This is a genomic window from Methanoregula sp. (genome assembly GCF_041645475.1).
In the GTDB taxonomy this organism is placed as follows: domain Archaea; phylum Halobacteriota; class Methanomicrobia; order Methanomicrobiales; family Methanospirillaceae; genus Methanoregula.
Genome location: NZ_JBAZQA010000001.1, coordinates 261,732 through 274,814 on the forward strand (window position 1 = coordinate 261,732; position 13,083 = coordinate 274,814).

Here is a 13,083-nt window from a genome sequence, read left to right on the forward strand (position 1 = left end):
CTTATTCGTGGATTCGTGCATGATCTGCGGGTATGGTTATCTCGAACCGGGCGCCATTTAAAAATGTGCCGGTCTCCTTAATCCCGATACCCGTAATAGCGAGAATTTCTCGGGAGAGAAAAAGCCCAAGACCACTGTTGTTCCCAAATCCCCTCTCGAAAATGTATTCCTTGTCTCCTGCCGGGATCCCGGATCCATTATCCTGCCAGATAATCCGTATCCCCTCCGGTACCAGTTCAGGAAAGAGCCGGATCTCCGTGACGTGTCCCCCGTGCTTGATCGAATTGTCAAGGAGATTGTAAAACACCTTTTCAAGCATCGGGTCGGCAAAGATCTCGATTTTGGCAGTCGGGAATTCAGCATGAATCTCCGGGGGTATGGATTTGACCGGAAGGATATCGTTAATACTCTGCCACCGGGGCTCATGACTGCCGAGGATCTGGTAAATCCGTGTGAATTCTGTCTGGCTTCGGATCGATTTTGCAGCAGACTCCAGTTTGTCAAGCAGAGCAACGATCTCCGGTTCGGACATGGTTTTCCGGGCCGTCCGGAGATTCCCGAGAATCACGGTAACTTTGTTGATGATATCATGACGGGTGATACTGGAGAGAAGCTCGAGCTTTTTATTGATCATCACCAGTTCTTCCCGGGCGTGCCTGCGTTCGGTGACATCCCGGATTGCAACCATGATCGCATCCTTACCCTGGTAGTTGATCCGGGTTCCGGAAGCTTCGACCCACCGGCTCGTGTTTGCGGCAGTAATTATCCGGTATTCGGCAACCCGCAGGGGATTTCCTGCTGCGATATCCTTAAGGTCGCTCATTACCTGCTCGAATGTGGCCTTATCGACAAACCGGGAAAGGTCGGTTTCAATAATGGTATCACTCACCGGATATCCGACAAGATTGTACGCGGAGGGATTCCCAAAGAGGATGGTCCCGCCATAGGAGATGATTATTACACTGTCCTGCAGCTGCTGCACGAGCTGGCGGAACATGGCCTCATTTTTCACCAGTTCGTCTTCCGCCTTTTTCCGACTGGTAATATCGAGATCTGTCCCCCGGTATCCAAGGAGAGCCCCCTCGTCGTCCAGTATAGGCGTCCCGCTCGTTTCCAGGATAACGATCCCGCCATCTTTCCGGAGATTAACGTTGATGAAATGCCGGAATCCGGTTTTTTGCCGGAAGGCGCCAAGGGCCTGTTGTTTGAGATCTTCCCGCATTTCCGGGACAAAAAGGTCATAAAAATGCATTTTTCCCACCAGCTCTTCGGCATCATATCCGTGAATGGTCTTTCCCGCAGGACTGCTGTAGCGGTAGATGCCATCTGCATCGACTTCCCAGATCCATTCCCCCGTATTCCTTGTCACATCCTTAAACCGCGTCTCGCTCTCCATCAAGGCTTCAACCGCTTTTTTATGATCGGAAATATCTGCACAGAACCCCTCAAGTTCCAGTTCACCACTCTGGTAATTGAGAACAGAACGGTAAAGCAGGTTCACAATGATGATCTGGCCATCATTGCGCCGGAACCGGTGCTCTGAACTGTGCCAGCCTTTTTGTTTGAGCACATCCCGGATAAAATCCGGCCGGCCCGATGCCTCTTCCCAGATGCTCTCCGGTATGCCGGAGTCGTTGACCCTGCTCATCAGATCCCCCGGAGAATCGAATCCAAGCATCCGCGCGAGGGCCGGATTTGCGTGAATGAATCTCCCTGCAAGGGTTGAGCGGAAAATCCCCACCGGGGCATTCTCGTAAATATCACGGAACCGGTGTTCGCTCCTGAAGAGCGCCTCCTGTGCCTCTTTTCGGCCCGTGATATCAAGGAAGGTCAGTTGTTCGCATTTTTCTCCGTTAAACTCGACCGGGGTGACATTGAAGGAGAGGGTCCGGACCGCCCCGTCTTTCCGTATGATGTCCTGGACCAGTTCGCTTTCCAGGGTCTCGCCACGAGCGAACCGTTTCATGAGATCAATGGATCGGATCCGACTCTCCCGGGTAAGATGGTCGAGAACGGGGATTTTTTCAAATTCCTCAAAAGAATCGTACCCGTACATTTCCAGGAGGGTCCTGTTGGCATAAAGGACCTGTGTGCCCCTGGAGATCGCAACACCCTGGAACGAATGTTCGACAAGGCTCCGGTATTTCCCTTCACTCTCGACAAGGGCAGACCGGGTTTTTGTCTGTTCCGTGATGTCCCGGATAATTCCCAGCACTTTTACCGGATTGCCCTGCCCGTCTTTTTCCAGCTCTGCAATGGACCTCACGTTCCGGGGGGGTGAGCCATCAGCGGGGTTAATGGTATAGACAATGTTGTACTCCTTCCCGAGATGGATCAGGTCATACAATGCCTTTCGCGAGACTTCCGCCTGCTGGATGCAGGCCTCGACCTGCCCGACAGGAACTTCTCCTGCAGGGGAATTGATCCCGAAGATCCGAAATCCCTCATCTGATCCCCAGATCGTCTGGTTTGCAATCGAATATTCCCAGGAGCCGGTGTGCCCGATCTCCTGTGCCCTCCGCAGGCGCTTTTCATTCATACGGATGGTTGCCTGATCTTTCCGGCGCTGGATTGCCTGCCGGAGCTTGTGGATCAGCTCTGCAAAGAGCGAGTCCGGGTCCCCCCCTTTCTGCAGGTAATAATCGGCGCCATTGTTGATTGCTTCAATAACCACCTCTTCGCGCCCTTTGCCAGTGAAGAGAATGAAAGGCACGTTCCCGAAATGCTGCCGGATGTACTTGAGAAAGACAATCCCGTCCATGCCCGGCATCTGGTAATCGGAAACGACAGCATCATACCGCTGCCGGTTGAGTTTCTGCTGCGCACTCGCCCCTGAATCCGCTATGTCCACCGTGAAAAGACCAGATTCTTCGAGGAATAACCGGGCAAGGTTGAGGAGATCAGGTTCGTCATCGACATAGAGTACTGAATACATAGGAAACCGTTAACGCGCAATAATGCCAATGATTTGTAATAATAAATAAACATTTCCTTTTTATTATTTTCAAAAAAACATGATTTTATAGAAATTTTCCGGAATCTGAATCGATAGTATCTGCAATTTCAGATTTTTCAAAAAATCAGTGAAATCACCGGAACCCATACACCATAAGAGGGATTACATCCATTCTGGAAAGATTATGAAATCCATCTCGCATGAATGGATTTGGTACTTTCCCCTGTTCAGGAAGAAGAGGTCCTGGTCGTTTTTTCCCGGTATGCTGAGGGCAACACTACAAAGGACTTCCGGAAGATTGTTGAGCCGTGTTCAATGGATATCAACGGCTTTGGCAGCGGACCTTTTTAAAAACGTGTGGGGGAAGGAATGGCGAAAAGAAGTCCTCCCCGGCGATCTTTCTCCGGCAGAATGGATGGCTGATACACTCGTGCCATCATCAAAAAATGATCAAAATTACCTGAGCAGAACCCTGCATCATATTTTTAGTACATGCTTCCAAGCACAGCTTCATGGCAGACCCTGCGTAAAAATTTTCAATCGCGATCATGGGGTGTCAGTTGATGAGGCGATAATCGGATAATTATCCGACAATCGGCAGGTACATGCGACAAAATTTTTTGTTCTCCGACGCGACGGTCAGGAAAATGCAATCAAGGTGCGATTGAAAAATTCTGGGCAGGGGGTGAAGGGGTGATTGAATTTTTTTTGCCGGAGATTGATTGCGAATTTTTTTGTGCAAAAACGGGTGGGGGTATTGCTCCAGAATGTATCAGAAATGATCCCGATGGATCCGCAATCATCTGACAGGAATCGTTGAAATGGTGACAGATACCGTGAGTTCTCCACAGCAGGTCTCTCATGGGTAAGGGGGAGTAAATTATGTCCGATCCTGGCATTTTCCCCCCGGCGGGAATTAGTTCTTATGCTACAAAAAACCAAATCCTGTTTGGAGATGTTACTGATGGATCATGGGGTTTTCATGGGTAAAAATAGAATCTTTCTTATCGGACTGCTACTCTGTCTGGGACTTGTTGCCACCGTACCGGCAGTAAGCGGCATCCAGACCGCAATGGGGGATGTCGTCACCCTTACCGGTCATTCCTATGGCAGCCAGTATGCCTACCTGTTTCTTACCGGTCCCAACCTCCCGGCAAACGGCGTTGCGCTGGACAATATCAACCGGCGGGCCGACCAAGGGGGTTTCACGATTGTGGATGTTGATGGGAATACCGATCGCTGGACCTACAAGTGGAACACGGCAAACGTTGGAGGCCGGCTCGATGCAGGTGCTTATACGATCTGGGTAGTGAACGGGCCCAATGATCGCTCCCGCTTAAGCGAAGCGGAATTCAGCACCATAACGGTGAACATGGGAACTCCCACGATTATCGTGGATACCCCCGCTGTACCGGCAACCCTCGAAATCCTCACGGAACCGGCCGGGGCATCCGTTGTGCTCAATGAAAAATATCTTGGCATGACACCCCTGACCATTCCGGACCGTACCCCCGGAACGTACACCCTGTCCATCTCAAAATTCGGATACACAAAGATAACAACCCCCTTGCGGCTGGATGCCGGGAAGACCACCACGGTAGATGCCCCCCTCGTCCCGCAGGCAGGTTCACTTGTGGTCAATACCACTCCCCCCGGTGCAACCCTCCAGCTTGACGGGGTTTATGCGGGCATTGCACCCATCCTCCTCTCCAACCTTTCAACCGGCAGCCATGTGCTTCTTGTCAGTCACGAGGGGTACATAACCGCGCAGGAGAATGTCACCGTATCAGGGGACCGGGTTGTACCTGTTACGGTTGTCCTCTCCACGGTTGCTCCGTCTGCTACGTCCCCCCTGCGGGCAGCAGGTTTCATCCTGCTCCCGATTGGTGCAGCCGTATTTGCCATCCTTCTGGGGATCTGGTATCGCAGGCCGTTGCAGTAACTGGATTCCCGTAGGAGGGAATGGGATGCCGGGCAGAATAACCCGGACTCCCACGGATTTATAATGAAAAAAAGGCAATGGGATTATACGATCCGGTATGAGTGCAACGCTGTTTGAGATCCTGATGATTATTGCACTCGGCACCCTGGGCGGCACCTGTTTTGGCCTCCTTATCGGTTACGCAGCCCGGCTGCAGAAAACCCGGTGGTCCGATATGACCTCCCGGCAGAAATCCCTGAATTGCGCTCTCGTCATTGTCTGCTCAGCGGCCTGCATTGCGGAACTGGCGTGGTATGTTCTGGGTCAATCCGCATGAGATGAGCCGCGGTATCTCTTACAAGGAATTTTTCAACCGGCTCTCATGAGACCCTGTTGTCAGTATCCTGCATGAAATGGCTCGAATACGCGGGAATAAAGATAATACTATCCACCACACTCTATCTTCATAAGATCGCGGATCTGCACGGGTATTCCCATGACCTACACCATATCCCTGATATCCCCGGAAGAGAAAGAGCCGTTGATGGAACAGTACCTCCCGCGGGTCCGGTACGAGATCAAATCCGATATTTACGGGTGCTGCATCAAGCTGCTCTCGGACAGCCATGTCATAAAAGAGACCTGGCAGGAAAATTTTTACGCAATGTCCGAAAGCATCCGCTCCCACGGGCGTATGTTCGTTTTTAACGATCAGGACTATCCACCCAATACCCTCCTGCTGGATCCCTATTCGAAAACTGCGTTCCTGTTCAATTTCAGTTACTATGGCTGGATCAAATCCATTGCCCTTGGCCTTGCCGGTGACATCCTTGAGGATGAACACGGGATCTCTTCCATTCATGGAGCCTGCGTTGATGCCGGGGGCCGGGGGGTCTGCTTAATCGGGACCTCCGGGGCCGGGAAGACCACCCAGACCTATGGCCTTCTCAACGATCCGCGCTGCCGGGTGATCTCCGACGACTGGTTCTTTGCCCGGGTATACGGCCCGGATATCCTTGCCTATGGATCCGAGAAGAATTTTTACATACGGGAAGACCTGACCGGTATCTGGAAAGAGTTCGGAGGACTTGTCGGTACGGATGAATATGATGCCGAGAGGAGGGCTGTTGCAAATCTCCGGTGGGTTGTCGGAAAAGGGCGTCAGCTCCCGTTTACCACCTTAAAAACGCTCATCATCCTCAAGCGGGACCCTGTTGACCCGAAAACCAGCCGGCACCTTGATCCGGATGAAGCTCTTTCGCTTTTTTGCAAAAACAGTTGTTTCAATCCCCATCTCCTCGTCAATAACCCCAGGAAGAGCGCCATCCGGCAGAAATTTATCGCAAGCCTGCTGGAGCGGACAACCGCATTCCTGGTCAATACGACCGGAACCCCGTTGGAAACGCAGAGCCTGATCCGGTCACTGGTCGGACTGGCGGAATAACGGGTAACGGTTCCCTGGTATGATGTATATCCCCCTTCGTTAACGATCGTACCCGCAAAAACAGGATCCCTTCCGATGTCAGGAATTTGCCAAAACGCACTTTCCCGCAGGAGTGGCATCTGCAACAGGAATATAAACTGACCGACAATTAAAACCATATAAAGGAAATCCAAATATAAGCGACTGTCGTTTCCTAAAAAACGTATGATTTTTGTGAGTGAAAATTCGATTTGTGTGGATAGAACCACACTCCCGCAATCGGTTTTTTGTATGCCCGAAATCAACCGTAAGGTACACTCATGACGTACCTGAACTGGGGATGCACCCCCCTGACAGAAGAATGCGAATCCTGCCTTGACGCCATCTGTAATGCGTGTGCGGAACAGTTCAGGAAAAAAACCGGAAATTCTGGCACACCCGGGGGTCTTGACGTTGTCTGCGAGGATTCGGAAGAACCGGATTGCGATAATTGCGATCTGGAGAAAAAACCGAACTGTTCAACCTGCGAAATAATTCTCATAATCTGCCGGAACTGCAACGAGAACAAAACCTGTGAATTCAGAATCTGCTGAAAAACGGTAAAACCGATCGGTCTTTTTCCGGATCCAAAAAATTCTCGCTTACGCTCTTTTTAAGAAACAGGGAGAGAACAGAATGTACGGCGCCAAAATGCTGTTATGGGGATTCGAACCCCAGTCGCGAGCGTGAGAGGCTCGCATGATTGGCCGGTCTACACTATAACAGCAGTTGCCCAATTATGTGGGCGATATTTTTACTTAAAGATGTCTGTGGGGGGAAAGTCTCACAGCCCGGAATTGGTCTGGTCTATCTCTCCTTGCCAGCGACAAACCGGAATGTTCCGGCCGGGATATGAATCTCGAACCGTGCGCCTTTGCCCGGTTCACCCGTCTCTTTGATCGTAAGGCCGGTGATCGAAAGAATTTCACGCGCGAGGAAGAGGCCAAATCCGCTGTGTTTGCCAAAACCCCGGTCAAAGATCCGCTCTTTTTCATGATATGGGATACCTACGCCGTCATCTTCACAGACAAGGACAATATCCGGTGGAGTCTCCCGACAGGAAAACTGAATTCCCGCGGTTATTTCCCCATGCCGGTGTGCATTTTCGATGAGGTTGTAAAACACCTTGACCAGCAGGGGATCGGCATATATTTCGAGATTATTGAGTGCATTTTTGATGACAGCCGTTCCATCCGACCCGTGACTCTCAGCCTGCCTGATGGATTCTGCCACGTTCTGCCATTCCGGATTGTTGACCCCGATATCCTGGTATAATCGTGTAAAGGTAATCTGCCGCTCAATATTCTGTATGGCGGCCTCACATTGGGAAATATATGCCAGATCCCGGGGATTCGACAGATCCGGTTTTAAAAGTTCAGTAACCCCGGACAAGGCCGTGAGCTGGTTGAGGATGTCATGGCGTGTCACACTGCTCATAAGATTGAGTTTTTTGTTGATCTGGCGGAGTGCCTCTTCCGCCTGTTTGAGTTCCGTGATCTCAACCAGCGATGCCACACTGTTGGATGTGCCGGGTATCATGAGCACATTCGCCACACAGCTGTGAACCTTCCCCTGAGCATCGATGAGCCTGCATTCATATACCCGTGGTGCGAGTGACGGATCGGTTCTGCGGGCATAATGGTACTGCCTCATTCGTTCAATATCATCCTTGTCAATGAAGGCAGTCCAGCTGGTTTTTTGTTCCTGCAGGTGTTTAGGGACACCGGTAATCTTCTCCCACTCATCATTGGCAAGCAGAATCGTGGTATCCGGAGCAATGATGATCGTTGCCGCACCGGTGTTGTTGAAGATCGTACGATAGAGGGCTTCAGACTCCTGTAATAATTTTTCTGTGTGGTTAAGATCAGTAATATCCCGGAATATTCCCTCCACGCCACCAATGGTTCCATCCGGGGAAGCATAGAAATGGCTGTTGGTGGATACAGTAACCACGGATCCATCCTTTTTCCTGAGATCCACCTCATAGTTCTGGACAAAACCCTTCTCGTTCATTGCATTGAGGAATGCGTCACGATCCTCAGGATTTGCATAGACCTGCCCCGCAATACTCAATCCCATCATCTCACCCGCGTTATCGTACCCGAGCAGTAAAGTGCCGGAGGGGGATATCATTGTCAGGTTCCCGCTGCAATCCGATCGATAGAAAACATCCTGGATATTCTCAAGAATACTGCGATATTGTATTTCGCTCTGCCGCACCGCCTCTTCCGCTCTCTTCTCTTCAGTAATATCTTCAAGCGTCTCGACAGCGCCGATGATCTTGTTATTGCCGTCATGGATGGGGGCTGCCGTGAAGTGGAGCCATGTTCCTGATGAACCCATGTGCGGGAAGAAGTCGGTTGCCTCATATGCGCCTTCGATCAGGGTGGTTTTTTTATATTTACCGGAATACCATTGGGAAATCATCCCGGTCTGCCCGTCAATAAGGAGGTCTGCCATGCAGGGACGCTCCTCCAGATAGAACGCTCTCCATTGAAGGTTCGATCCGAGAATGTCCTTCTCCCGAATCCCGCTGTATTTTTCCAGGGCACGGTTCCAGTGGATAACCCGGTGATTGTCATCTATAACAAACTGGGGGATAGGGGAACCCTGAAGGAGTGTACTGAGTTTGGTTTCACTGGCCCTGAGTGCGTCTTCTGCATTTTTTTTATCGGTGATGTCATGGATTACCGAATAGAACATCGGCTTGTCCTTGACCGTAATCGGGCCCGAATAGACCTCGACCTGCCGCTGTTCCCCCCCCGAAAGGTAATGTGTTGAGAAAAAGTGTTTCTCCTTCTGGGACCGTGCCCTCTGCAAATCCTGTACGACTTTCTTTTGGGATAGCCGGTTCAGGTCATAAATTCCCAGAGTTGTGATAGTTTCCCAGGAATAGCCATAATAGGTGCAGGCAGCAGTGTTTGCGTCCACAATTCGGCCGGATTCCGGATCAATGAGGAGCGTTATGGAATAGTTCTTATAGAACAGAGAGCTGTACTGCTCCTCGCTTTTTTTGAGTGCTGCCTCTTTTTCTTTAATTGCAGTGATATCTTCAAGTGTTTCGACAGCGCCAATCGTGGTACCCTGTGGATCTTTGATTGTCGAGGCCGTAAAATACAGCCAGATCCCGTGCTCTCCCATATTGGGGAAGAAGTCGGTGGCTTCGTACGCTCCCTCAACATATTTTGACCGGTGAAACTTTCCGGCATACCATTCAGGTATTTTATCAAACGAGCCCTCAACAAGCAGGTCTGCCATACAGGGGCGCTCTGCCGGATAAAAAGCCCTCCACTGCTGACGGGTACCAAGGACATCCGCTGCCTTAACCCCGCTGTACTGTTCAAGCGCATTGTTCCAGCTGATTACCTTGTGGTTGTTATCGATAACGAATTGCGGGATTGGGGAGCCCTGCACGATACCCTGCAATCTCCTCTCGCTGTTCCTGAGCGCTGCTTCGATAGCCTTCAGTTCTTCAAACTGTGCCCGGAGTTCCTCTTCTGTGGCCGTGATCTGTTCGTATGCTGCTCTCAGTTCATCCTCAGCATTTTTCCGGTCAGTGATGTCGCGTATCGATTCAATTGCTCCGATAATAGTTCCTTTTGTATCATAGAGCGGGGATGCGATTGCCCACAGGTATGCCCCCTTTCCCTGAAAGGAACCGGGCACAGAAGCCTCTGCAACCAGAATGTCCCCATTTCTTTGAACATTCACGTACCGTGATTCGATTGTTGTTAAGTCTTCAAAGATCAGATCGATGAGAATCGGTCTTCTCTCTCCATAAAACGGGATCGAATATTCATGATCTCCCTTTCCGAGAATTGCTGCGGCAGCAACCCCGGTCATCATCTCAATTGCATGGTTCCATGCAATAACCTGGCCTGATCGGTCGATGGCAAACGTGGAATCCGGCAGGTGGTTGAGGATATCGTAGATCCGCTTCTCGGACTGGCGTTGTGCTTCTTCAGCACGTTTCTGTCGGACGGACTTACTGATGATGTTTTTCAGTTCGGCAAACTGCGATGTCGGATCTCCGCCTTTCTGAAGATAAAAATCAACGCCGCTGTTGAGTGCCTCGAGGATTACTTCCTCCCTTCCTTTCCCGGTAAAAATAATGAATGGGATCGGATCTCCCCGGCTCCGCAGGATCTGCAGAAACCGGATCCCGTCCATTTCCGGCATCTGGTAATCGGACAAGACCGCATCGAATGTTTTCTGTTGCAACCGCTTCAGGGCATCAAGTGCGGAAACTGTTGTATCAACGGAAAATTCCTGGCTCTGTTCGAGGAATATTTTGCCAATTTCGAGAAGTTCGGGTTCATCATCAACGTACAGGACAGATATCATACCATTCACGAGCCGGATGGATATGCATCACTTTCCTTGGAACCTGTTAATAATCATATCTGTTGTTCCCCTTCACATAATCGCATATGTCCCCGGAATACCTGGAGGGTCCGATGACTCCTGCAGGATTTTGAAAGGAACAACTATATCTCGGACATGCGGCGATTAATATAGGAATGAGTAGTCTTGAAGAGCAGATCAAGGAGCTTGAGGACGAATTAGTCAAGACTCCGTACAACAAGGCTACATCCAAGCATATCGGGCGGGTCAAGGCCAAGATCGCGCGGCTCAAGGATGAAGCGGTCAACCGGGCCATGAAGTCCGGGGGTGGCGGTGAAGGTTACTCGGTGAAAAAATCCGGTGACGCCACTGCGGTACTCGTGGGGTTCCCTTCAACGGGTAAGAGCACGCTGCTCAACAAGCTTACCGGTACGGACAGTGCCGTTGGTGCCTATGCGTTCACGACCCTTACGGTCGTGCCCGGTGCCCTTGAGCACAAGGGTGCAAAGATCCAGCTCCTCGATATACCGGGGCTTATTGCCGGTGCGGCCATGGGCAAAGGCCGGGGCAAGGAAGTTATCGCGGTTGTCCGCGGGGCCGACATCATCATCATCCTTGTAGACGTCTTCAACGAGCGCCACTTCGATGTGCTCATCAAGGAGCTCTACGATGCCGGTATCCGGATCAATGTCCCCAAGCCGGATATCACCATCAAGAAATCATCGCACGGAGGAATCCGGCTCAACGCCGTGGGCACGCTCGACCTCGATATCGAGGAAGTGCGCTCGATCCTTGCCGAGAGCAAGATGATGAACGCTGACATCCTTATCCGCGGCAATGCCTCGCAGGACGATCTTATCGATGCAGTCCAGGGCAACCGGGTCTATATCCCGGCCTTCATTGCGGTCAATAAGGTCGACCTCGTGGACAAGGAACGGTACCTGGAGATCGAGCATGATATTGCCGGCCGGTTCGGGAGTCCGCCTCTCATGATATCCGCCGCTGCCGGGTATCATCTTGAGGAAACCAAAGATGCGATCTACGATTGTCTCGGGTTTATCCGGGTCTACCTCAAACCTCACGGGGAAGAAGCCGATCTCGAAGAGCCCCTGATTATCCGGAAGGGCAGTACGGTTGAGGATATCTGCAGCAAGCTCCACCGGGACTTTGTCCAGAAATTCCGGTATGCCCGGGTCTGGGGAAAATCCGTCAAACACCCCGGCCAGCGTGTCGGCCTGACCCACGCGATCACGGATTCGGATATCCTGTCTATCATTGTTGAGCGCTGATCGCGTCAAGGATGACCGACAGCGGTGCTTCGGTCTTGATCCCATACCCCGAGAAGTGGGTCCGGCTCACTGCATACCCTTCTTTTCTGATGCGGTCGAGCACCGTTGCAATATTGGGCGGGGAACAGCCCAGTCGTTTTGCCAGGACATGGTAGTCATAAAAGCTTGACATGGGGAGTTCCTCCCGGCAGGTTTCAAGCAGTTTTACGATATCTTTTCTCGATCCCAGTTCGCGGTTTTCCGCAAGGGTCTTGAGGCTTTCTGCAATTCCCTCCCGCCAGATACTGCCAAGCCAGAGCGGCCCTATTGGTTTGAGTTCTTCGCCACAAACCGGGCACGGGGTAGTTCTCGGGAACTGACCCTGCTGCTCCACCCGGTAGGGGCAAGCCGGGCACTGGAGAACGAAACCGAGCTTTTTTAATGACTCATCCGCGGCAATTGCCCCCCGGAGAATCCGGAGGTGGAGCCGGACGAAATGTTCGCGGGCGTAACAGAAGACCGGCTCGATGCCCCGGTCGTACTTCACGGTCTCGCGGACAACAAACCCGAGGAGGATGCGGAGACCTACCTCGCTGTGGTATTCCGTGTTCCGGGGGAGGGAACCGTACCGCCGGATCCCGGCTTTCAGGTGCGCCCCGCAGAGCGGTGCCGTATCGGTTGCCGTCACGAAGAGGAACCTGCGGCAGCCCCGGATAGCCGCATCAATGATCCATGCGGGGGTGCCGAACGGGTCGAGGTCCACGGCATCAAAAGACTGCTCCGAGAGGAGGGCATTGACGTCCCGCCCCGTCACCGTTATGGGGAAGTCTGTTCGTTCGATATTCTGCTTGATAAGTTCAACAGCTGCCGGGTCACGGTCATTGATCGTTGTCGGGATGCCGCACTCATTGGCCACCCTCATGCCCCGGATGCCGGTGGCACCCATTGCATCGAGGTAATCGGATGGCTCCAGGAGGGAGAGGAGAAGGATGGTGATGTCGCGGTTGAGCTCCATCCGCCGGTTGAAGAAGATCGGGGCTGATCCCGGGGGAAACTGGGTAGTATCATCCTGTACCGGGACAAAAAATGAGGTGCTCCCTTCCCGTGACTCCTGTAAATCCATTGCGGAAAG

9 protein-coding genes and 1 tRNA gene are annotated in these 13,083 nt (G+C 51.8%); 6 read left to right on the forward strand and 4 right to left on the reverse strand.

Translation table 11 applies throughout. From position 1 onward, the window contains the following. Position 1: 1 nt before the first annotated feature. Entirely contained in the window at positions 2–2,935 is a 2,934-nt protein-coding gene (locus tag WC598_RS01270) for a PAS domain S-box protein (protein ID WP_372959650.1), read from the reverse strand. Between the two features lie 225 nt (positions 2,936–3,160). Here WC598_RS01270 and WC598_RS01275 point away from each other — a divergent pair, with 225 nt between their 5' ends. The 5 genes from WC598_RS01275 to WC598_RS01295 all read left to right on the forward strand — a co-directional run bounded on the left by WC598_RS01275 (position 3,161) and on the right by WC598_RS01295 (position 6,893). Continuing rightward, positions 3,161–3,307: a hypothetical protein gene (locus tag WC598_RS01275; protein ID WP_372959651.1), complete on the forward strand. Its 147-nt coding sequence runs from the start codon at positions 3,161–3,163 to the stop codon at positions 3,305–3,307. Between the two features lie 631 nt (positions 3,308–3,938). Beyond that, the gene (locus WC598_RS01280) at positions 3,939–4,898 is read left to right on the forward strand and encodes a PEGA domain-containing protein (RefSeq protein WP_372959652.1); all 960 of its coding nucleotides are present in this window, start codon (positions 3,939–3,941) and stop codon (positions 4,896–4,898) included. 97 nt (positions 4,899–4,995) lie between these two features. Then, a complete protein-coding gene (locus WC598_RS01285) occupies positions 4,996–5,214 on the forward strand; it encodes a hypothetical protein (protein ID WP_372959653.1) in 219 nt (72 codons plus the stop codon). 159 nt (positions 5,215–5,373) lie between these two features. Then, positions 5,374–6,321 carry an aldolase gene (locus WC598_RS01290; protein WP_372959654.1) on the forward strand — a complete coding sequence of 316 codons (948 nt, stop codon included), beginning with the start codon at positions 5,374–5,376 and terminating at the stop codon, positions 6,319–6,321. 299 nt (positions 6,322–6,620) lie between these two features. Beyond that, the gene (locus WC598_RS01295) at positions 6,621–6,893 is read left to right on the forward strand and encodes a hypothetical protein (RefSeq protein WP_372959655.1); all 273 of its coding nucleotides are present in this window, start codon (positions 6,621–6,623) and stop codon (positions 6,891–6,893) included. Between the two features lie 98 nt (positions 6,894–6,991). On the opposite strand, the gene WC598_RS01300 is transcribed toward WC598_RS01295, so the two are convergent. Both WC598_RS01300 and WC598_RS01305 read right to left on the reverse strand, forming a co-directional pair. Continuing rightward, positions 6,992–7,066 (reverse strand) — tRNA-Glu (locus tag WC598_RS01300). Between the two features lie 80 nt (positions 7,067–7,146). Continuing rightward, positions 7,147–10,683: a PAS domain S-box protein gene (locus tag WC598_RS01305; protein ID WP_372959656.1), complete on the reverse strand. Its 3,537-nt coding sequence runs from the start codon at positions 10,681–10,683 to the stop codon at positions 7,147–7,149. A 176-nt stretch (positions 10,684–10,859) separates the two neighbouring features. Between WC598_RS01305 and WC598_RS01310 the strand changes: the two genes are divergently transcribed. Then, a complete protein-coding gene (locus WC598_RS01310; protein ID WP_372959657.1) occupies positions 10,860–11,972 on the forward strand; it encodes an OBG GTPase family GTP-binding protein in 1,113 nt (370 codons plus the stop codon). On the opposite strand, the gene WC598_RS01315 is transcribed toward WC598_RS01310, so the two are convergent. After that, complete coding sequence (locus WC598_RS01315; RefSeq protein WP_372959658.1) at positions 11,956–13,074, reverse strand: tRNA (guanine(10)-N(2))-dimethyltransferase; 1,119 nt, start codon at positions 13,072–13,074, stop codon at positions 11,956–11,958. The two genes, WC598_RS01310 and WC598_RS01315, sit on opposite strands and share 17 nt — an antisense overlap. Positions 13,075–13,083 lie beyond the last annotated feature (9 nt).